This window comes from Pseudomonas mohnii (assembly GCF_900105115.1).
GTDB lineage: Bacteria > Pseudomonadota > Gammaproteobacteria > Pseudomonadales > Pseudomonadaceae > Aquipseudomonas > Aquipseudomonas mohnii.
The window spans coordinates 5,027,704-5,047,057 of sequence record NZ_FNRV01000001.1; the positions used below are offsets into that span (position 1 = coordinate 5,027,704).

Annotated in this window: 20 protein-coding genes; 11 read left to right on the plus strand and 9 right to left on the minus strand. The window is 60.3% G+C overall.

Features of this window, described 5'->3' with window-relative positions; genetic code table 11:
* Positions 1–72 precede the first annotated feature (72 nt).
* From BLV61_RS23385 to BLV61_RS23395, 3 genes are all read right to left on the minus strand, one after another.
* Positions 73–936: a hypothetical protein gene (locus tag BLV61_RS23385; protein ID WP_090467708.1), complete on the minus strand. Its 864-nt coding sequence runs from the start codon at positions 934–936 to the stop codon at positions 73–75.
* 284 nt (positions 937–1,220) lie between these two features.
* Positions 1,221–1,592: a YajD family HNH nuclease gene (locus BLV61_RS23390; protein ID WP_007944009.1), complete on the minus strand. Its 372-nt coding sequence runs from the start codon at positions 1,590–1,592 to the stop codon at positions 1,221–1,223.
* 48 nt (positions 1,593–1,640) lie between these two features.
* On the minus strand, positions 1,641–2,327 hold the full coding sequence (locus tag BLV61_RS23395) for a spermidine synthase (protein ID WP_047526860.1): 687 nt from the start codon (positions 2,325–2,327) through the stop codon (positions 1,641–1,643).
* 94 nt (positions 2,328–2,421) lie between these two features.
* Here BLV61_RS23395 and BLV61_RS23400 point away from each other — a divergent pair, with 94 nt between their 5' ends.
* On the plus strand, positions 2,422–2,712 hold the full coding sequence (locus BLV61_RS23400) for a hypothetical protein (RefSeq protein WP_090467710.1): 291 nt from the start codon (positions 2,422–2,424) through the stop codon (positions 2,710–2,712).
* Here the strand turns inward: BLV61_RS23400 and BLV61_RS23405 are convergent.
* Both BLV61_RS23405 and BLV61_RS23410 read right to left on the minus strand, forming a co-directional pair.
* Positions 2,709–3,182, minus strand: a complete 474-nt coding sequence (locus BLV61_RS23405) for a cyclic nucleotide-binding domain-containing protein (RefSeq protein ID WP_047526864.1) — start codon at positions 3,180–3,182, stop codon at positions 2,709–2,711. The genes BLV61_RS23400 and BLV61_RS23405 overlap by 4 nt on opposite strands.
* Positions 3,183–3,289: 107 nt before the next feature.
* A complete protein-coding gene (locus BLV61_RS23410; protein WP_090467712.1) occupies positions 3,290–5,344 on the minus strand; it encodes a S9 family peptidase in 2,055 nt (684 codons plus the stop codon).
* A gap of 227 nt (positions 5,345–5,571) precedes the next feature.
* Between BLV61_RS23410 and BLV61_RS23415 the strand changes: the two genes are divergently transcribed.
* The 3 genes from BLV61_RS23415 to BLV61_RS23425 are packed head-to-tail and all read left to right on the plus strand — an operon-like array spanning position 5,572 to position 7,433.
* Complete coding sequence (locus BLV61_RS23415; RefSeq protein WP_047526866.1) at positions 5,572–6,069, plus strand: hypothetical protein; 498 nt, start codon at positions 5,572–5,574, stop codon at positions 6,067–6,069.
* 32 nt (positions 6,070–6,101) lie between these two features.
* Complete coding sequence (locus BLV61_RS23420; RefSeq protein WP_047526868.1) at positions 6,102–6,878, plus strand: class II glutamine amidotransferase; 777 nt, start codon at positions 6,102–6,104, stop codon at positions 6,876–6,878.
* Between the two features lie 12 nt (positions 6,879–6,890).
* Positions 6,891–7,433, plus strand: coding sequence for a DUF2937 family protein (locus BLV61_RS23425; RefSeq protein ID WP_047526869.1), 543 nt, complete (start codon positions 6,891–6,893; stop codon positions 7,431–7,433).
* Positions 7,434–7,480: 47 nt separating this feature from the next.
* Here BLV61_RS23425 and BLV61_RS23430 read toward each other — a convergent pair whose 3' ends face one another.
* Positions 7,481–8,395: a LysR family transcriptional regulator gene (locus BLV61_RS23430; RefSeq protein WP_090467714.1), complete on the minus strand. Its 915-nt coding sequence runs from the start codon at positions 8,393–8,395 to the stop codon at positions 7,481–7,483.
* 159 nt (positions 8,396–8,554) lie between these two features.
* Here BLV61_RS23430 and BLV61_RS23435 point away from each other — a divergent pair, with 159 nt between their 5' ends.
* The 4 genes from BLV61_RS23435 (at position 8,555) to BLV61_RS23450 (ending at position 12,285) form a co-directional block, all read left to right on the plus strand.
* Complete coding sequence (locus BLV61_RS23435; protein ID WP_090467717.1) at positions 8,555–9,841, plus strand: MFS transporter; 1,287 nt, start codon at positions 8,555–8,557, stop codon at positions 9,839–9,841.
* A gap of 73 nt (positions 9,842–9,914) precedes the next feature.
* Positions 9,915–10,667, plus strand: coding sequence for a 5-oxoprolinase subunit PxpA (locus tag BLV61_RS23440; RefSeq protein ID WP_090467719.1), 753 nt, complete (start codon positions 9,915–9,917; stop codon positions 10,665–10,667).
* Complete coding sequence (locus tag BLV61_RS23445; RefSeq protein WP_090467721.1) at positions 10,664–11,368, plus strand: 5-oxoprolinase subunit B family protein; 705 nt, start codon at positions 10,664–10,666, stop codon at positions 11,366–11,368. The genes BLV61_RS23440 and BLV61_RS23445 overlap by 4 nt, the downstream gene beginning before the upstream one ends.
* Complete coding sequence (locus BLV61_RS23450) at positions 11,365–12,285, plus strand: 5-oxoprolinase subunit C family protein (protein ID WP_090467724.1); 921 nt, start codon at positions 11,365–11,367, stop codon at positions 12,283–12,285. The genes BLV61_RS23445 and BLV61_RS23450 overlap by 4 nt, the downstream gene beginning before the upstream one ends.
* Positions 12,286–12,328: 43 nt before the next feature.
* Here the strand turns inward: BLV61_RS23450 and BLV61_RS23455 are convergent, their stop codons facing one another.
* The 3 genes from BLV61_RS23455 to BLV61_RS23465 all read right to left on the minus strand — a co-directional run bounded on the left by BLV61_RS23455 (position 12,329) and on the right by BLV61_RS23465 (position 15,631).
* Complete coding sequence (locus tag BLV61_RS23455) at positions 12,329–13,507, minus strand: vWA domain-containing protein (protein ID WP_047526877.1); 1,179 nt, start codon at positions 13,505–13,507, stop codon at positions 12,329–12,331.
* 18 nt (positions 13,508–13,525) lie between these two features.
* A complete protein-coding gene (locus BLV61_RS23460; protein WP_047526880.1) occupies positions 13,526–14,371 on the minus strand; it encodes an AAA family ATPase in 846 nt (281 codons plus the stop codon).
* A 183-nt stretch (positions 14,372–14,554) separates the two neighbouring features.
* Positions 14,555–15,631, minus strand: coding sequence for a DUF748 domain-containing protein (locus BLV61_RS23465; protein WP_047526882.1), 1,077 nt, complete (start codon positions 15,629–15,631; stop codon positions 14,555–14,557).
* A 127-nt stretch (positions 15,632–15,758) separates the two neighbouring features.
* Here BLV61_RS23465 and cysK point away from each other — a divergent pair, with 127 nt between their 5' ends.
* The 3 genes from cysK (at position 15,759) to BLV61_RS23480 (ending at position 19,238) form a co-directional block, all read left to right on the plus strand.
* The gene (cysK, locus tag BLV61_RS23470) at positions 15,759–16,733 is read left to right on the plus strand and encodes a cysteine synthase A (RefSeq protein ID WP_047526884.1); all 975 of its coding nucleotides are present in this window, start codon (positions 15,759–15,761) and stop codon (positions 16,731–16,733) included.
* Positions 16,734–16,966: 233 nt separating this feature from the next.
* A complete protein-coding gene (locus BLV61_RS23475) occupies positions 16,967–17,905 on the plus strand; it encodes an aspartyl/asparaginyl beta-hydroxylase domain-containing protein (protein ID WP_047526885.1) in 939 nt (312 codons plus the stop codon).
* Positions 17,906–18,374: 469 nt separating this feature from the next.
* Complete coding sequence (locus BLV61_RS23480) at positions 18,375–19,238, plus strand: DMT family transporter (protein ID WP_047526886.1); 864 nt, start codon at positions 18,375–18,377, stop codon at positions 19,236–19,238.
* The last annotated feature ends 116 nt before the right edge of the window (positions 19,239–19,354 follow it).

Consider the following 19,354-nt stretch of genomic DNA (forward strand, 5'->3'; position numbering starts at 1 on the left):
AGCGAAGCGCCTTTCAGGAAAAAAGCGCGATTATACGGGGTTTGGGGACGGGCCGCTGATTCGGCGACAGGCTCACTGTGTCGCCGGCGTCAGCGCCTTGATCCTGTCCATCATGGCATTCCCGGCATTGTTGATCTGTTCGTTCTGCGGGTTTTTGCTGGCTCCCGGGTCGCTATCGACGCCGGCGAGAATTTCAGCAAGGTTATGGAAGTGGCCGGTTTTCTTTCCATCGTCCGCGGAGTCCTTGCTGCCATTTGCATACTGATTCAATGCGTCTGCCAACGTCATGTGCTGAGACAGCCACTGCGGTGTGTTTTTTTCTTCGGGGCTCATGTTTTCGAGGAAGTTCAGCGCCGCCTTGGCCCGACCGACCGGGTCATTGGCGAAAGGGTCTTTCCAGTTTTTCTTCTGATCATCGGGGCCGCTGTAGTGGCCAGAAGCCAGTCGAGCCTGCTGTTGCATCAGCCCTCTGGCCGTCTCCTGTTCGTCCTTCGAAAACAGTCCGCCTTCATTCGTCGCGACGGCATTGAGTGAACGGCGATCCAGGTCACCCATCAGCGCATTGCGGTCTTCGACGCTGCCGCTGTAGGGCTTGTCGCCGGCGTTCATCTGCGCGTATTTCTGATCCATGCGTTTGCGCGCATCGGTGGCCACTTCTTCGAATGTCTTGCCCGCTGAGCTGGAAACCGCGCCCGGTCGGGTGACACCCAGCACCAGGGCATCAGCGTTCATGCCAGCACGCACCGGAAAAAACGGTGCATTGTTGGCAATCGAGCCGCTGTAATCGGCGGCTGTTTTAGAGAGGCTTAGCGAATCTTCATTCCTTGTTTTGCTGGCCGTCTGCTCGCTGTCAGGGGCGACGGATCGGGTCTTCGCCTCGGACGTGTTGTTGTAGGCCAAGATAGCGGCGCTGTTGAAGGTAGAAGTGACGTTCATAAAACGGGCCTGTCCATGTATGACGCGGTTCAGAGGCAACGTGAGCGCTCAGGGGCTTTTTTGGCGCTCAATGTATTGAACCTGATACACGGCAAGAACAGTGCCATCATGGGGTGGTGGCCATGTGATGGGCGCTTTGTAACGGACTGGACACATTGCAGCTTGGGAAAGGGCGGGAATTTTTTTGCCGTTAGCGGCAGGTTGTCGCCGGCTGCTGTCAGATTTTGCCGGGTTATTGACACGATACCTGCAGGAGCGAGCACGCTCGCTCCTGCAGGGGGGGGTCAGTCTTCTTTTTTCATCAAGCCCGCCAATGCGGCAAACGGGTTATGGGTGGCCTTGGCGATTTTCGGCGTGCTCAGCGAGCCTTCGCCGAAATACTGCTGATCGGTGTAGCGCGAGTGCTCATTGTCGTGGCAATACAGGCACAACAATTCCCAGTTCGAACCATCCTGAGGGTTGTTGTCGTGGTTATGGTCACGGTGGTGCACGGTCAGTTCGCTCAAGCGCTTGCCGGAGAATTCACGGGCGCAGCGGCCGCATACGTGCGGGTACATCTTCAGGGCCTTGTCGCGGTAACCCATTTCCTTGTCGCGCTGGTTGTCGGCGAGGATGCGATCCAGCTTCGAGGTATTGGTCGGGGTGGACGAACTCATGGGTTCACCTTTGTAAAAGACTAATGACGGTTATGACGTAAGTTTAGCTTAGCCCTTGAGCTTCTCGGCAATCCAGATGGTGTGCCGGGTGCCCTTGTTGCCATGGGCAAAGACTTGCACTTCCTCGGCCTTGAAACCGGCCTTTTTCAGCTTGTCGGAAAATTGCCGGTCCGCGCTGGCCGACCAGACCGCCAGCACACCCTTGGGCCGCAGGGCTTTGGCGCAGGCGCTCAAGCCGCCAGCGGAGTACAGCCAACTGTTGGCCCTCTGAGTCAGGCCTTCGGGGCCGTTGTCGACATCGAGCATGATCGCGTCGAAGCCCTGCGGCTCGGCTTGCAGCACTTTGGCCACGTCTTCCAGGCGGATGACCGTGCGCGGGTCGAGCAGCGGGTTGCCGGACTTTTCGCCCAACGGCCCGCGATTCCATTCGACCACGCCGGGCACCAGTTCAGCGACCACCACTTCAGCGGTCTTGCCCAGGTGCTTGAGCGCCGAGGCCAGGGTAAAACCCATGCCCAGGCCGCCAATCAGCACCCGTGAGTTCGGGCGGCCGGCGACCTTGCGGCAGGGGATTTCGGCCAGCGCATCCTCGGAGCCGTGCATGCGCGTGTTCATCAACTGTCCGCCGTCACCCCCCTGGATCTTGATGACGAAATCCTCGCCGTACTCGAACAGGCACAGGGCTCCGCCATTTTCAGGGATTGGCGCGGTGTCGAGCAGAACGAAACGTTTCATAGGGCTCTCTTGAGAAGAATTGGCAAGACGGGGAGGGCAAACACCCGTGGTTGGGAGTAGCCTGCACATGACAACAAGGCCAACGGAGCCATTGATGAAGCGCACCATTCTAACGGTCATTACCCTGGCCGCGCTCTCGATTACTGCAGTGCAGGCCCAACCGCTGCAAACCACTCCCGTCACTCCCGTCCCGCTGCCCGGCTCGCCGGGTACCGCGACGCCCACGCCTTATCCGCAAATCAGCCCGGCGCCCATGCCGAAAGTCGGCCCCGGCAGCGGTGGTCCGCCATTGGTGCCGATCGAGATGCCCAGCCCGCCGACCAAGGATCAACCGGTGCCCGGGATTGAGCCAAACCCGCCGAAAACCAAATCGCCCGGGGGTTAGACTTGCTGTAAAAGCAGCTGCCCGTCGGCCATGCGCAAGCGTTTGGAGAGCGAAACGGCGAGGGCCCGGATGATCTTGGCGGCGATTTTTGGCGCGTCGTTGAGCATCTTTTCCAAGGAGTCCTTGCCCAGGTTGAGCAACTGACAGTTGCTCGCCGCCACGCAACTGGCCGAGCGACGTTCGCCGTCAAGCACCGCCATTTCGCCGAAGGAGCGTCCGCTGCGCAGGGTCGCGATGGTCACCAGTTGTCCGTCGCCGTTGGTCTTCTGTACCGCCACTTGCCCGGTGTGGATGATGCACATGAAGCTGCCGGCATCGCCCTCATGGAAAATCTCTTCGCCCTGGGCAATGGTGCTGATGCTGAAATAACCCGAGGCGGCGGCAAAGTCCGCTGGCAGCAATTGGTTGAACAGGCCGCAGTCCATCAGCCAGTCGCGGATTTCATTGTTGAGCAAGGTCGGTTCTGACATGTCGTGCGGTCTTTTTGTTGTGTCCAGGTTCAGATTTCACCCAGGCGATCTTCGTTGTATCGGGTCCGGAGTGCTGGTCTTGAGACCGGTTCGTCGGGACAAGTTCCTCAGGCGATCCCCAAAACCCGGAACAAAAATGCGTATTCGAGTGCTGTGTCACGTAATCCCTGATATCGGCCGCTCATCCCGCCGTGCCCGGCGCCCAGTTCGGTCTTGAGCAGCAGGGGGTTTGTATCGGTTTTGGTCGCGCGCAATTTGGCCACCCACTTGGCCGCTTCCCAGTACTGCACGCGGCTGTCGTTGTAGCCGGCAATCACCAGGGTCGCCGGATACGCTTGCGCAGAGACGTTTTCGTACGGGGCGTAGGCCTTGATCCGATCATAGACGTCCGGTTCTTCAGGGTTGCCCCATTCGTCGTATTCAGTGACGGTCAGCGGCAGGTCCGGGTCGAGCATGGTGTTGAGTACGTCGACGAACGGCACTTCGGCAATCGCCGCGCCGAACAACTCCGGACGCTGGTTGAGCACCGCGCCGATCAGCAGGCCGCCGGCGCTGCCACCGCTGATCGCCAGTTGCGCGGCACTGGTGAAGCCATTGGCGATCAAGTGTTCGGCGCAGGCGATGAAGTCACTGAACGTGTTGTGTTTGTGTTCCTGCTTGCCGGCGCGGTACCAGGCTTCGCCCAGTTCGCCGCCGCCGCGCACATGTGCGATGGCAAACGCCATGCCGCGATCAAGCAGGCTCAGGCGGGCGTGGGAGAACCACGGATCGAGGCTTTCGCCATAGGCGCCGTAGCCGTACAGATACAACGGCACCGGTTTGCCGAGCGCTTCGCGTTTGACCACCAGGCTGATCGGCACCTGCGTACCGTCAGGCGCGGTGGCCCACAGGCGCTGGCTGACATAGGCGTCGGCGTCGAACGGGCCGAGCACCGGGGTTTGCTTGAGAACTTGTTGTTCGCCCGTGTTCAATTCCAACTGGCGGATTTGCGCCGGACGGTTCAACGCTTCGTAGCGCAGCCGAATCCGCTCGCTGACGAACTCCAGGCTGTTTTGCACGTGCAGGCTGTAGGCCGCGTCCGGCAGTTGCACCCGGTAGCTCGGCAGGTCTTGCGGGTGCACTTCGATGATCGGCAAGCCGCCTTCGCGCAGGCTGAGCGTCATGGCCCCGGCATTCAGGCTCATGCCGTCGATCATCACGGAGTCGCTGTGGGGGATCAGGTTTTGCCAATCGGCTTCGCTCGGTGCCGTGCCGCTGTCAACCACGGTGTACAAGGCGAAGTTGATGCCGTCGCGGTTGCTGCGGATGAACCAGGTCCATTGACCATCGCGCGCGCCGTGGTCGACGTCGTACTCGTGATCCTCGACCCGTGGTGCGATGCAGGCAAAGGCTTGCTGCGGCTGGTTGGCATCCAGCACCCAGACTTCGCTGGTGGTCTTGCTGCCCAGGGACAGCAGCAATTGCTGCTCGGAACTCGAGCGGTAGCAGTGCATGAAGAACCGGCCGTCCGGCTCATGAAACACTTCTTCGGCCGCCGTGCCGTCGAGGCGATAGCGGTACAGCTTGTGCGGACGATGGGTGTCGTCCAGCTCGCCGAAAAACAGGGTCAGGCTGTCGTTGGCCCAGGTCATGCTGCCGTCGCAGTCCTGGAACTCCAGTTCGCTGACGCGTCCGTCGGACAATTCCTTCACGAACAGCGTGTAAATCTCATCGCCCGTTGAGTCGACGCTGTAGGCCAGGCGCTGGTGGTCCGGGCTGATGCTGAATGCCCCCAGGGAGAAAAAGCCGCCATTGGCCAATAGGTTCGGGTCAAGCAGCAGTTGTTCCCGGCTTTCATCGAGTTGCAGGCTGTCGTCGGCCGGGCGCGGGCAGCGGTAGTGGCGGGCGTATTCGTCACCCGCCGTGGTGCGCGTGTAATACAGGTAAGGTCCCCACGGGGAGGGCAGGGACAGGTCGGTTTCGAGAATCCGGCCCTTGATCTCTTCGAACAGGGATTCACGCAGCCCGGCCTGATCGGCGGTTTGCGCTTCCTGATAGCTGTTTTCAGCCTTGAGATAGTCGAGCACGGCATCGGTGTCGCGCTCTTGCAGCCAGGCGTATGGGTCGGAACCTTCGGCCTTGTGGGCAACCGGAGCGTCGCAAAGGGTGGCGGATAGCGGCATGGAGGACTCTCGAACTGTAAACGGAATAGGTTTTGAACCTGTGGGAGCGAGTTTGCTCCGGGCGGCGTTCCGACGATAGCGTTCTGACAGTCAGTATGGATGCTGGATGTGCTGGCCTCATCGCGAGCAAGCTCGCTCCCACAGGTCCTGTGTCCCGACCGGCTGCCATTGATGCAGCCTCAAGGACGAAAAGCCGTTATCATAAGCGCCTCTTTGCCTGCCTTGCCATGGACACCATGACCGAGAACGACTATCTGATCGCTTGGGGCCTCTACGCCTTTGCCGCTTTGGGCTGCCTGTTGGTGTGGATGCGCATCACCCGCTGGATGTGGCGTTGGCTGCGTGAGCCGCTGCGGTTGCTGGTGGCGGTGCTGCTGTTTTCCCCCACCATCATCGACCCCGTGAAGGAAAAGGTCGCCCCGGCCATCGCCATTACGGCCCTTGATCTGTTGTTCAAGGTCGGCAACAACGCGTGGCGGGCGATCTCCGATCTGTTCATGTACGGCATGATCGCGTTTGGCATTTACTTGGTGTTCGTGGCGATTCGCTTCCCGATCGAGCGCGCCTCCAATGCGCGCAAGGAAAGGGCCGCCGCCGCCAAAGCGGCCGCGCTTGCCGAGGAGCCGGAAGAGGAGCGTGCCTTCGGCGGCGCTGGCGACGATCGCTATGGTCGTCCCCCTGTTCCGAGCAATCCCCAGCGTATGCGGGTCGAACCCCGTCTGTAACGTCGCCCCTGGCTTGAAGCGAGAGTCCGAGCATGTGTGAATTATTGGGCATGAGCGCCAATGTGCCGACCGATATTGTGTTCAGCTTCACCGGGTTGATGCAGCGTGGCGGCCGTACCGGTCCGCATCGCGACGGCTGGGGCATCGCCTTCTATGAAGGCCGGGGCTTGCGTTTGTTCCAGGACCCGGCGGCGAGCTGCGAGTCGGAAGTCGCGAACCTGGTTCAGCGCTACCCGATCAAGAGCGAGGTCGTGATCGGGCATATCCGCCAGGCCAACGTCGGCAAGGTCTGCCTCTCCAATACCCACCCTTTCGTACGCGAGTTGTGGGGCCGTAACTGGTGTTTCGCCCATAACGGTCAACTGGCGGACTTTAATCCCGGCGCCAGTTTCTATCGTCCGGTGGGCGATACCGACAGCGAAGCGGCGTTCTGCGATTTGCTCAACCGCGTGCGTGCGGCATTCCCCGAGCCGGTCGAGGTCGAGGAACTGCTGCCCGACCTGGTGGCCGCGTGTGCCGAATATCGCAGCAAAGGCGTATTCAACTGCCTGCTCAGCGACGGCGACTGGCTGTTCTGCTATTGCTCCACCAAGCTGGCGCAGATCACCCGCCGAGCCCCGTTCGGCCCGGCGCGCCTGAAGGACGTCGATGTCATCGTCGACTTTCAGGCCGAAACCACCCCCAACGACGTGGTGACGGTGATCGCCACCGAACCCTTGACCGAAAACGAAACCTGGACCCGCTACGAACCGGGCCAATGGAGCCTGTGGCGACGCGGCGAATGCGTCAGCCAGGGCAGGACCGAATAAGGATTCTTCCCCATGTTGCTCAGTTACCTACGGCTGGTGTTGTTCGCGGCGGGCCTGTTGATCGGTGTCCAGGTGCCGGGGTTCATCAATGATTACGCCAAACGGGTCGAGGCCCATCTGATCGAAGCGCAGGCCAGCCTGAGCGGATTTCAGGGGACGGCCAATCAGTTCTTCAAAGGGGATATGCAGGCCCTGGTGGCCCATTATCGTGCCAGCGAAGACCCGATTTTCCGCAGTGACGCCGACAGCCTGAGCAACCTGCTGACCCGCCAACTGGCGCTGGACAAGCAGTTCCAGGCGATGCAGGGGCCTTGGTACATCCGTTTCCTGCAAGTGGTGCTGGCCGCCGATCCCGACATTCGCAAGGAAACCTGGAATGGCTACAGCTACCAGATCCTGTTGACGCCGGAAGCGATGATCTGGGGCATGAGCGGCGCGATGTTGCTGTCGTTCGGCCTGGAGTGCCTGTTCCGACTGATAGACTGGGTGGTGCTGGGCGGCAAGCGCTTGCGCCAGAGCCGGCCGATCGAAGAGCGGGATCTGCGGGGCTTGTGAACAAGGCCCGTGTGGCGAGGGCGCTTGCTCCCTCGCCACACGGTTCGCTAGTCCGCCAGTACGATGTAGCTTTCTCCCACCCTGCGCGCATACCCCTCCAGCACCTGCTGACATAACGCCACAATCTCCTCGACCCACTCCGCGCCCACCCGCCACGACACCACCACCTGCAGATTCGGTGGACGTTGCTCGATGGCCAGCAAGGTCAGTTCCCCACGCGCCAGCTCCTCGGCCACCAGCACTGGCGGCAACGCACCAATCCCGAAGCCATCGCGCAACAATCGGGTGATCGCCGATACCGAGTTCACGCAATTGAGCCGCGGCGCCGTGACGCCATTGGCCTGCATCAGCGCGAGCACTTCCTGGTGCGGATGGGAGTTTTTCGAGTAGGTGATGATCCGTTCATTCGCCAGATCGGCGACGCCTGAATACTCACGGTTGTAGAGGGAATTGCTGGCGACGATCCAGCCCATGGGATGGCTGGCCAATTCCAGGCTGCGGACGCTTTCCTGGCGTAACAGATCGGTTTGCAGGATCAAGTCGAGAAAACCTGTTTGCAGCTGATCGCAGAGGTTCAGCGAGGTATCGGCCACCAGCTCGATTTCCACCAGGGGATAGTGATCGGTCATCTGCGCCACCAACGGGCTGAGCCAGGTGTGGATGACCGTGTCCATCACACCGATGCGCACGCGTCCGGCCTTGCTCGAACGGTTCTCGATCGACTGCCGCAGCGCCTGCATGGTGTCCATCATCTGCTCGGCATAATCGAGCACCTTCAAGCCTTCGGGCGTCAGGCTGACACCACGGGAATCGCGCAGAAACAGCTTCACGCCAAGCTCACTTTCGAGCACGGCGATGCGGCTGGAGATCGACGCCTGGGTGGTGAAGAGTTTGTCGGCGGTCAGGCGAAAGCTCTTGAGTCGGGCGACCCAGACGAAGGTCTCGAGAAACTTCAGGTTCATGGGGGCGGCTCGGGGGATAAAGATTTCTTATGTCTAGGGCGGGTTTTTATTAGTTGGACGCAGCAGGGCAAGCGGCCCAAAAATCGATGCATCCGGTTCCCACGATAGGCGTCGTCGGGGCTCAGAACAATACCAATAAAATCAGCGCGGAGATTTGCCATGAGTGCGCCCGACACCCCCTTCATCCCGAAAGCCGCGGCTCGTCCGGGACCTTTCGATTGGTATCGCAACATCAATCAGCAGGAACGTCGCACCTTCTGGAGCTGCAAGATCGGCTATGGCCTGGACGGCATGGACACCCAGATGCTCAGCTTCGTCGTGCCGACCCTGATTGCCATGTGGGGCATCACCACCGGGCAGGCCGGGCTGATTCACACCAGCACGCTGATCGCTTCGGCCATCGGCGGTTGGGTGGCCGGCATTCTCTCCGACCGCATCGGCCGCGTGCGTACCCTGCAACTGACGGTGTTGTGGTTTGCCTTCTTCACCTTCCTCTGCGGTTTTGCCCAGAACTACGAACAGCTGTTGATCGCCCGCACCCTGATGGGCTTCGGTTTCGGTGGCGAGTGGACGGCTGGCGCGGTCCTGATGGGTGAAGTGATCCGCGCCCAGGATCGCGGCAAGGCCGTTGGCATGGTGCAATCCGGCTGGGCACTGGGTTGGGGGCTGACGGCCATTCTCTATGCGCTGTTGTTCTCGGTGTTGCCAGCAGAAGATGCCTGGCGCGCACTGTTCATTCTCGGCATCGTGCCGGCGATTTTCGTGATCTTCGTCCGTCGCCTGGTCAAGGACCCGGAAATCTACCGCGAGGCCAAAGCCAGGCAGGAGCCGAGCAACCCGTCGAAGTTCTACGAGATCTTCGCGCCCGGCATGCTCTTCACCACGTTTCGCGCTTCACTGTTGACCACCGGCGCGTTGGGTGGCTACTACGCGATCACGTCCTGGTTGCCGACCTTCTTGAAGAACGAACGCGGTTTGAGCGTGCTCAATACGAGCGGTTATCTGGCGATGGTGATCGTCGGGTCCTACGTGGGGTACGTCATCAGTGCCTACTTGACCGACATCCTTCGCCGCAAAAAGAACTTCATCCTGTTCGCGGTCGGCTCGTTCACCATTGTTCTGCTCTACACCCAACTGCCGGTCAGCAACGGTGTGATGCTCTGGCTGGGCTTTCCGCTGGGTTTCTTCGCCTCAGGCATCTTCAGCGGCATGGGCGCGTTCCTGACCGAGTTGTTTCCGACGCGGATTCGCGGTTCAGGCCAGGGCTTTTGCTACAACATCGGCCGGGCGCTGGCGGCGTTGTTCCCGCTGCTGATCGGTTTGCTCAGCCAGAAAGTACCGCTGAGTGTGGGAATCGGTGCCTTTGCGGCGGTTTCCTACGGTGTGGTGATCCTCGCGGCCCTGAGTTTGCCAGAAACCCGTGGCAAGCAACTCGACGCTCAGTAACTGATAATCTGCGGGCCTGTCTTACAGATACGTCCCGCAGCTAAAAAGAAAAATGCCTACAGGAGTGTTCACCGTGAGCCGCCTGCTATTGAACTGCGACATCGGCGAGAGTTTCGGCAACTGGACCATGGGGCTCGACGCCGAGGTCATGCCGTTTATCGATTGCGCCAACATCGCCTGCGGCTTCCACGCCGGCGACCCGAGCATCATGCGCAAGACCGTCAGCCTGGCCCTCAGCCACGGCGTACAGATTGGCGCCCATCCCGCCTATCAGGACCTGGTGGGCTTCGGTCGCCGCTCCATGGCTTACGCCGCCCAGGAGCTCCAGGACATTCTGCATTACCAGATCGGCGCCCTCGATGGCATTTGCCGGGCCCAGGGCGGTCGGGTCAGTTACGTCAAACCCCACGGCGCGATGTACAACGACATGATGGCCAACCCGGCGCAATTGCGTGCGGTGTTGCAGGCCGTGGCCAGTTATGACCGCAGCTTGCCGTTGATGTTGATGGCCACCCGCGACAACAGCGCCGCGCAGCAGATGGGCGATGAATATGGCGTGACCCTGTGGTTCGAAGCCTTTGCCGATCGCGCCTACGACAGCGCCGGGATGCTGGTATCACGGCAACTGCCGGGCGCCGTGCACCATGATCCGGAGAGAATCATCGAGCAGGCGCTGATCATTGCCCGTGGCGACCACCTCACCGCCAGCGACGGCAGCGCCTTGCACTTGCAGGCCAACACCCTGTGCGTACACGGCGACAACGCCAGTTCGGTGGCCGCCGTGCGGCGCATCCGCGAGGCCTTGAATCAGCAGAGCGCGTCATGAAACTGCGGGTGGAAGTGGTCGCGCTGGATTGTCTGATGGTGCGTCTGTTCGATGAAATCGCCGAAGCCAACATGCCGTGGATGCTCGCCGCCAGCGAAAATCTGCGCAGCGCTTTCGGTGAACATCTGATCGATCTGGTGCCGTCCTACACCACGCTGATGGTGCATTACGACCTTGTCGCGATGAGTCCGGCCCAGGCACGGGAGGTGATTGCCGAAGCCTTGATCGATCTGTCGCCCAACGCCCGTACCCGTGGCTCCTGCCATGTGCTGCCAGTCTGGTACGACTTGAGCGTCGGCCCGGAGCTGAGCCTGTTGTCACAGCGCAGCGGGTTGACGGTGGCGCAGGTGATCCGTCGGCACAGCCAGCGTGAGTATCAGGTGTTTGCCCTGGGTTTCGCGCCGGGCTTCGCTTTCATGGGGCTGGTGGAAGAGGTGCTGGCTGCGCCGCGCCTGGACACCCCGCGCAAGAAAGTTGCCGCTGGCAGTGTCGGCATCGCTGAACGGCAGACCGCCGCCTACCCGGTGGTGTCGCCGGGGGGCTGGAACCTGATCGGTCGCACGCCGGCCAAGTTGTTCGATCGTCACCGCGACGGCTACAGCCTGATGCAGCCGGGCGATACCGTGCGTTTCGAAGCGGTGGATCACGCCGAGTTCATTAACCTGGGCGGTGATGACACGCCATTGGAGGGCCAGGCATGAGCCGTCTGACGATTGAAGCCAGTACGCCGCTGTGCCTGTTGCAGGACGCCGGGCGCTTTGGCGTGCGGCACCTGGGCGTGACCCAGGGCGGTGGGCTGGATTGGCGTTCGCTGTCCTGGGCCAACTGGCTGCTGGGCAACCGGCTGGATGCACCGGTGATCGAAATCACCCTCGGCGGGTTCACCGTGGTGGCCGAGGATGATTGCGTGCTGGCGCTGGCCGGGGCCGATCTTGGCGCGCAGGTGGACGGTGAGGCGCTGGCGCCGTGGCGCAGCTTCAGGCTGCACAAAGGCCAACGACTGCAATTCACCCAGCCGTTGCTCGGTGCCCGGGCCTATCTGGCCGCGCCGGGCGGGTTTGATGCGCCGAAGGTGTTGGGGAGCAGCGCGACGGTGGTGCGCGAAGCACTCGGTGGCCTGGATGGCATGGGCCGCCCGTTGGGCAAGGATGACTCGCTCGGTTATTCGGGCAACTCGGTGATGCTGCTGCGGCAGTTGCCGGCGGACCTGCGACCGGATCTGCAGCTGGAGGCGCCGCTGGATCTGGTGTTGGGGGCGCAAGTCGGTGAGTTCAGCGGCCAGAGCCTGTTCGACGCGTTCAACAACCCATGGCGCCTGGACAGTCGCGCCGACCGGATGGGCATTCGCCTGCTGGGCACGGCGTTGCAGTACCAGGGCAAGCCGATGATTTCCGAAGGCATCCCGCTGGGCGCCGTTCAGGTGCCACCGGACGGGCAGCCGATCGTGCTGCTCAATGATCGGCAGACCATTGGCGGCTATCCACGATTGGGGGCGTTGACGCCATTGGCGCTGGCGCAGCTGGCGCAGTGCCTGCCGGGTGCGCAGGTGCGGTTGCGGCCGGTGGTGCAGGACGTGGCGCACCGTGAGCACATCGATTACCTGCGCCGGTTCAGTTGACCCAGGTAGGAGCTGGCAAGCCAGCTCCTACAGGGCAGTAGGATTACTTGGACAGAAACCGCATCCCTTCCTCCAACCCGCGAAGGGTCAGTGGATACATCTGGTCCTCGATCAAGTCCCGCACAATGTTGGTCGAGGAGGTGTAGCCCCAGGTGTCTTTCGGATACGGGTTGATCCAGATGAGCTTCTTGTACTTCTCCTTGAACCGCTGCATCCACACGTAGCCGGCTTCTTCGTTCCAGTGCTCGACGCTGCCGCCGGGCTGGGTGATTTCGTAGGGCGCCATGGCGGCGTCACCGATGAAGATCACTTTGTAGTCGGCACCGTACTTGTGCAGCACGTCCTGGGTCGATGTACGCTCGGAAGTGCGGCGCATGTTGTTCTTCCACACCGATTCATAAATGAAGTTGTGGAAATAGTAATACTCCAGATGCTTGAACTCGGTCTTGCAGGCCGAGAACAGTTCTTCGCAGATCTTCACATGGGCGTCCATCGAACCGCCGATGTCGAACAGCAGCAACAACTTCACCGTGTTGCGTCGCTCGGGACGCATCTGGATGTTCAGCAGGCCGGCGTCCTTGGCGGTGTGATCGATGGTGCCGTCGATGTCCAGTTCTTCGGCTGCCCCCTGGCGGGCAAACTTGCGCAGGCGGCGCAGGGCCACCTTGATATTGCGCGTGCCCAGTTCGACCGAATCGTCGAGGTTCTTGTATTCGCGCTGGTCCCAGACCTTGACCGCCTTGCCTTGGCGCTTGCCGGCATCGCCGACCCGAATGCCCTCCGGGTTGAACCCGCCGGAGCCGAACGGGCTGGTGCCGCCAGTGCCGATCCACTTGTTGCCGCCGGCATGGCGTTCCTTTTGCTCTTCCAGGCGCTTCTTGAACTCTTCGATCAGCTTGTCCAGACCGCCGAGGGACTGAATCGCCGCCCGCTCTTCATCGGTCAGGGAACGTTCGAATTCCTTGCGCAGCCAGTCTTCGGGGATCAGGGCCTGCAAATGGTCGTCGAGTTTTTCCAGGCCGTTGAAGTACGCCCCGAAGGCCCGGTCGAACTTGTCGAAATGCTTTTCGTCCTTTACCAGGATCGCCCGGGACAAGTAATAGAACTCGTCCATGTCGGCGAAGGTCACGCGCTGTTTCAGCGCGTTGATCAGGTCCAGCAGCTCGCGCACCGAGACCGGGACCTTGGCTGCGCGCATTTCATTGAACAGATTGAGCAGCATGGCATTTGCCCCAGATGATCAACGACTGCCGCGACGGCTCATGAACGCCAGGCGCTCAAGCAGTTGCACGTCCTGTTCGTTTTTCACCAAGGCGCCGGCCAGCGGCGGGATGGCCTTGGTCGGATCGCGTTCGCGCAGCACGGCTTCACCGATATTGTCGGCCATCAGCAGTTTCAGCCAGTCCACCAGTTCGGAGGTCGATGGCTTCTTCTTCAGGCCCGGTACCTTGCGCACGTCGAAGAACACGTCGAGGGCTTCGCTGACCAGGTCTTTCTTGATGTCCGGGTAGTGCACGTCGACGATTTTCTGCAGTGTGACGCGGTCGGGGAACGCGATGTAGTGGAAGAAGCAGCGGCGCAGGAAGGCGTCCGGCAGTTCTTTTTCGTTGTTGGAGGTAATGATGATGATCGGGCGTTTCTTGGCCTTGATCGTCTCGTCGATCTCGTAAACGTAGAACTCCATCTTGTCGAGTTCTTGCAGCAGGTCGTTAGGGAACTCGATGTCGGCCTTGTCGATTTCGTCGATCAGCAGGATCACCCGCTCTTCGGATTCGAAGGCTTCCCAGAGCTTGCCCTTTTTCAGGTAGTTGCGTACGTCGTGGACTTTTTCGTTGCCCAGTTGCGAATCACGCAGGCGGCTGACCGCGTCGTACTCGTACAGGCCTTGATGGGCCTTGGTGGTGGACTTGATGTGCCAGGTGATCAGCTTGGCGCCAAAGGATTCGGCCAGTTGCTCGGCGAGCATGGTCTTGCCGGTGCCCGGTTCGCCCTTGACCAGCAACGGCCGCTCCAGGGTGATGGCGGCATTGACCGCCAGCTTCAGGTCATCGGTGGCGACGTAGGCCTGGGTGCCTTCGAACTTCATCTGCTAATCCTCGAACGGTAACGCCGACCTGAACGAGGCAGGGCGGGGCGCAATAAAATGGGTCAACCCCGACTATAACGCGGTGCCCGGTCGACTGTGAACGCAGACGGCTTATTCAGTCTCTGAATGGAGCGTCACATCCTGACTGGGTCGCGGCGGTTACCGGGCATGTCCATCTGGATATTAACCGGCATCCGGCTTCGGTCGTTCGTAGCGGGCATTGAATGCCTGAATGAATCCATTACGTAAAATCTGCAAAAACGCCTGGAACGCGCTGACATCTTGTTGATGTACGTTGCCACTGAGTTCAACCCGGGTGGCAAACTGGTTCTTGCCCTGGTTTTTCAGCACGGTCTCGGAGCCTCCGACGATGGCCTCCCAGATGGAGCGGAAAATCCCTTTGTCCTTGTTTTCCACATCCTGCTGCCAGTTGAACACGTCGACATCCCTGAGCAGCGGTTTGATATAGCCCGTCAATTTGGCCTTTTTGGCCTGTGCTTCAATGACCACGTCGCCATGGCCGCCATTGAAATCGAACTTGCCGTAGGCCGAAGCGAAGTCGTTCATGCGCTTGAGTTCGATGTCCTTGGCCCGCAGGCGAAACTCGAAGTCTTCGAAATTGCTCAACGGGTCGAAGGTCGCGGTGGTTTCCAGTGGCGCATGCCCCAGCAACAGGGCTTTCCCTTCGAAGCGGGCGTCGCGTTTGCCTTCGGTATCCACCACGTTGGTCAGGTTGTAGATGCTGGCGTTGACCTTGGTGGCGTTCATGTTCACCGGGGGTTTGGAATTGAAGTTGCGGAAGCTGATCTTGCCGTCATCGATTCGCACTTCATTCAGCGTGATCGGCAGCAATTTGCCCAGTTGGGCGCGCCAGTCGGTGCCCCGGCCCGTCTGGGAGTTCTGCTTGTTGGCACCGCCATCGACGAAGTTCACCTCGGGGTTGATGAACTGCACCTGTGCCACCACCGCATGGTCGTACCACAGCGAATGCCAACTGACCGAGAGGTCGATCAGCGGCGCATTGACGAACGGTACTGGCACCTTGCCGTCGACTTTGACGATTTTCAGGCCGTTGATTTTGTAGGCGCCGCGCCATAAGGCCAGGTCCACGTCAGTGACTTGCCCACGGTATTCGCCCATGTCCGCCAACTTGTCGTTAAGGTAATTGCGCACCAGGTAGGGCAGGGCGATGTGCAGGGCAACCAACAGTACGACGAGGCCTGCGAAGGTCCATAGGGGCCAGCTGTATCGACGTTTCATGATGGCAATTCTCTGGCGAACTATAGCGATTGACTGCGCCGGCCCGCGGACGTTCGCCTGACTGGACGCCCACGACCAACAGGCATACCTTTGTGCGCTTATCAAATGCTGTAGTAAGGACCCAGTCATGAGCCGCATTTTCGCTGACAACGCCCATTCCATCGGCAATACGCCGTTGGTACAGATCAACCGTATCGCCCCGCGCGGTGTGACCATCCTGGCCAAGATCGAAGGGCGCAACCCCGGTTATTCGGTCAAGTGCCGCATCGGCGCGAACATGATCTGGGACGCCGAAAGCACCGGCAAACTCAAGCCTGGCATGACCATTGTCGAACCGACCTCCGGTAACACAGGCATCGGCCTGGCCTTCGTCGCCGCCGCACGTGGCTATAAATTGATGCTGACCATGCCGGCGTCCATGAGTATCGAGCGACGCAAGGTGCTCAAGGCCCTGGGGGCCGAACTGGTACTGACTGAACCAGCCAAGGGCATGAAAGGCGCAATCGAAAAGGCTGGCGAAATTGTGGCCAGCGATCCGTCGAAATATTTCATGCCGGCGCAATTTGAAAACCCGGCCAACCCGGCCATCCACGAAAAAACCACCGGCCCGGAAATCTGGAACGATACCGACGGCGCTGTCGATGTGTTGGTGGCAGGCGTCGGAACCGGCGGAACCATTACCGGCGTTTCGCGGTATATCAAGAATACCCAGGGCAAACCGATCATTTCGGTCGCGGTGGAACCCGCGGTATCGCCGGTGATCAGCCAGGCTATGGCCGGTGAAGAGATCAAGCCGAGCCCGCACAAGATCCAGGGCATCGGTGCCGGTTTTGTGCCGAAGAACCTGGACCTGTCGATCGTCGACCGGGTGGAGCTGGTCAGCGACGAGGAGTCCAAGGCCATGGCCCTGCGCTTGATGCAGGAAGAGGGGATTTTGTGCGGCATTTCCTGCGGGGCCGCGATGGCGGTGGCGGTCCGGCTGGCCGAAACCCCGGAGATGCAGGGCAAGACCATTGTGGTGATCCTGCCGGACTCCGGGGAGCGTTACCTGTCGAGCATGCTGTTCAGCGATCTGTTCACCGAGCAGGAGACTCAGCAGTAACACCCGGGCGCCGGATAGTGCTGCCGCAGGGACGCGTGCCCTTGCACCGCGGGAGGCTGATTCAGGTCAGCGAATGTTCAAGAGTCTTGTGTTAATAAGCATTTATTGCGCAATCCTCAACACTGAATGTCGAATCCCGCGGGTGTTTACTGAGGTCGGTAGTGTTTATCATGCCGACTGCCGCGCCGGGTGGATGGCGTTGTGCAACAGTGTCTATTTCCAAGGAGTTGTTGATGACCTTTTCCTTTGCCGCGAAAGCGTCATTGTTGCTGCTTTTTCTGGGCAGCACCCTCTATGTGCATTTGCGTGGCAAGGCACGGTTGCCGGTGCTGCGACAGTTCGTCAATCATTCGGCGCTGTTCGCCCCCTACAACGCCCTGATGTACCTGTTCTCCGGCGTACCGTCGAAACCCTACCTGGATCGCAGCAAGTTCCCTGAACTGGATGTGCTCAAGGACAATTGGGAAGTCATTCGCGACGAAGCGATGCACCTGTTCGACGAGGGCTACATTCGCGCCGCCGAGAAGAACAACGACGCCGGTTTCGGCTCGTTTTTCAAGAAAGGCTGGAAGCGTTTCTACCTCAAGTGGTACGACAAACCATTGCCGTCGGCCGAGCTCCTGTGTCCGAAAACCGTGGAGCTGGTCAGCCGCATTCCCAACGTCAAGGGCGCGATGTTTGCGCTGCTGCCGGGCGGCAGTCATCTCAATCCCCATCGCGACCCGTTCGCCGGTTCCCTGCGTTATCACCTCGGCCTGTCCACGCCGAACTCCGACGATTGCCGCATTTTCGTTGATGGTCAGGTGTACGCCTGGCGCGACGGTGAAGACGTGATGTTCGATGAAACCTACGTGCACTGGGTCAAGAACGAAACCGAGAAGACACGGGTCATCCTGTTCTGCGACATCGAACGACCGCTGAGCAACCGCCTGATGACCCGTATCAATCGCTGGGTCAGCGGCCTGCTGGGGCGTGCAACCGCGCCGCAGAACCTGGACGACGAGCGCGTCGGCGGGATCAACCAGGCCTATGCCTGGAGCAAGCACTTCAGTGACAAACTCAGCGGTGGGATCAAGCAGTGGAAGCGTCGCAACCCCAAGGCCTACCGAGTGCTGCGCCCGGTGTTGGCGGTGGTGGTGCTGACATTGTTGGGTTATTGGTTGTTTGGCTGAATAAACCTGCGGGAGCTGGTAAGCCGGCTCCCGCAGAGATCGCTTGTTTCGTCAGTTCTGGTGGGAAATCCAAGAGATTCGGGCGACAACATCGATGGGTCGACCTTTAACGCAACTTATTGCAATTCATGTCTCACGCTGGTTATAGTCGGCGCACGGTGAGTTTCAGGACTCACTTTTTCCTCCCTCGAGAAAAGATCAGCCCATGCCTGCATCTCTCATCAACGCGGTAGTCGATTCAGCGGTCAACGCTGGAGTCGTGCCGTGCGGGAATCAGCAGCCGGGGCAGATCAGTCATTACCCTCCTCCTGTCAGTCGCACGCCAGTGTGCGCGGTGGTCTCGCCGCCAGGTGTTGGCGTTTCGGGCTGATCAGCGTTTTCTGCTGCTCCCCGGTGCCTGCCTGAAAAAAACACGACTGAATTTCAGCTACGGCTGAGTTGGCTTCTTGCCTGACTACAGGTGGTATTCATGTTTGTCCTTTCGAAAAAGTCCGCGCTCGCGGCGGCTTCCACGAGTCTGTTTGTCCTGCTGTGGAGCAGTGGGGCGATCTTCTCCAAATGGGGGCTGGCTCACGCGTCGCCCTTTGCCTTTCTGTTCATCCGCTTTGTCATTGCCTTGTGCGGCTTGATCCTGCTGGTGCCCTTGCTCAAGCTGAAGCTGCCCAAGGGCGGCAAACCGATGCTGTATGCCATGGCCACCGGGGTGGTGTTGCTGGGGGCTTATCAGATTTTCTATCTGCTGGCCCTGGACCTGAAAGTCACCCCGGGCGTGATGGCGACCATCATGGGCGTGCAACCCATTCTCACCGTGGTGATCATGGAGCGTCAGCGATCGGCTAGCCGGATGTTCGGCCTGTCGCTCGGTCTGGCCGGGTTGATCATGGTGGTCTACCAGGGCATCGGCCTGGCCGGCATGTCGCTGGCCGGGATGCTCTTCGGGTTATTGGCTCTGGTGAGCATGACGTTCGGCTCGATCATGCAAAAACGCATCACCGACAATCCCCTCGGCACGTTGCCGGTGCAGTACCTCGCCGGGCTGCTGTTGTGCGGGATATTCGTGCCGTTCCAGCCGTTCCACTTCGAGCACGGCAGCGGTTTTATCGTGCCGGTGCTGTGGATGGGCCTGGTGGTCTCGGTATTGGCGACGTTGTTGCTCTACCGCTTGATCGCCCGGGGCAATCTGGTGAACGTCACCAGTCTGTTTTACCTGGTGCCGGCGGTGACCGCGGTGATGGACTATCTGTTCTTCGGCAACCGCCTGGCACTGCTGAGCCTGCTCGGCATGTTGCTGATCATTGTTGGTCTGGTGTTTGTCTTCCGTAAGACGGCGTAAAGCTGGACAGCCCCGGCGTGTTGCGCCGGGCCTGTCATGCCGTGACTTGGCCAGTCCAGATCATTCCCCCCCTCATGAATTGACTCAGCCTCTAGCAAGACGGAACGGTCTGACCG

Excerpts from the sequence above, each read along its gene's own strand:
- cysK (WP_047526884.1), top strand. The coding sequence starts at position 15,759 with ATGAGCCGCATTTTCGCTGACAACGCCCATTCCATCGGCAATACGCCG.
- BLV61_RS23415 (WP_047526866.1), top strand. The coding sequence starts at position 5,572 with ATGGACACCATGACCGAGAACGACTATCTGATCGCTTGGGGCCTCTAC.
- BLV61_RS23480 (WP_047526886.1), top strand. The coding sequence starts at position 18,375 with ATGTTTGTCCTTTCGAAAAAGTCCGCGCTCGCGGCGGCTTCCACGAGT.
- BLV61_RS23445 (WP_090467721.1), top strand. The coding sequence starts at position 10,664 with ATGAAACTGCGGGTGGAAGTGGTCGCGCTGGATTGTCTGATGGTGCGT.
- BLV61_RS23420 (WP_047526868.1), top strand. The coding sequence starts at position 6,102 with ATGTGTGAATTATTGGGCATGAGCGCCAATGTGCCGACCGATATTGTG.
- BLV61_RS23395 (WP_047526860.1), bottom strand. The coding sequence starts at position 2,327 with ATGAAACGTTTCGTTCTGCTCGACACCGCGCCAATCCCTGAAAATGGC.
- BLV61_RS23390 (WP_007944009.1), bottom strand. The coding sequence starts at position 1,592 with ATGAGTTCGTCCACCCCGACCAATACCTCGAAGCTGGATCGCATCCTC.
- BLV61_RS23405 (WP_047526864.1), bottom strand. The coding sequence starts at position 3,182 with ATGTCAGAACCGACCTTGCTCAACAATGAAATCCGCGACTGGCTGATG.
- BLV61_RS23455 (WP_047526877.1), bottom strand. The coding sequence starts at position 13,507 with ATGCTGCTCAATCTGTTCAATGAAATGCGCGCAGCCAAGGTCCCGGTC.
- BLV61_RS23460 (WP_047526880.1), bottom strand. The coding sequence starts at position 14,371 with ATGAAGTTCGAAGGCACCCAGGCCTACGTCGCCACCGATGACCTGAAG.
- BLV61_RS23450 (WP_090467724.1), top strand. The coding sequence starts at position 11,365 with ATGAGCCGTCTGACGATTGAAGCCAGTACGCCGCTGTGCCTGTTGCAG.
- BLV61_RS23475 (WP_047526885.1), top strand. The coding sequence starts at position 16,967 with ATGACCTTTTCCTTTGCCGCGAAAGCGTCATTGTTGCTGCTTTTTCTG.
- BLV61_RS23430 (WP_090467714.1), bottom strand. The coding sequence starts at position 8,395 with ATGAACCTGAAGTTTCTCGAGACCTTCGTCTGGGTCGCCCGACTCAAG.
- BLV61_RS23465 (WP_047526882.1), bottom strand. The coding sequence starts at position 15,631 with ATGAAACGTCGATACAGCTGGCCCCTATGGACCTTCGCAGGCCTCGTC.
- BLV61_RS23425 (WP_047526869.1), top strand. The coding sequence starts at position 6,891 with ATGTTGCTCAGTTACCTACGGCTGGTGTTGTTCGCGGCGGGCCTGTTG.
- BLV61_RS23385 (WP_090467708.1), bottom strand. The coding sequence starts at position 936 with ATGAACGTCACTTCTACCTTCAACAGCGCCGCTATCTTGGCCTACAAC.
- BLV61_RS23400 (WP_090467710.1), top strand. The coding sequence starts at position 2,422 with ATGAAGCGCACCATTCTAACGGTCATTACCCTGGCCGCGCTCTCGATT.
- BLV61_RS23435 (WP_090467717.1), top strand. The coding sequence starts at position 8,555 with ATGAGTGCGCCCGACACCCCCTTCATCCCGAAAGCCGCGGCTCGTCCG.
- BLV61_RS23410 (WP_090467712.1), bottom strand. The coding sequence starts at position 5,344 with ATGCCGCTATCCGCCACCCTTTGCGACGCTCCGGTTGCCCACAAGGCC.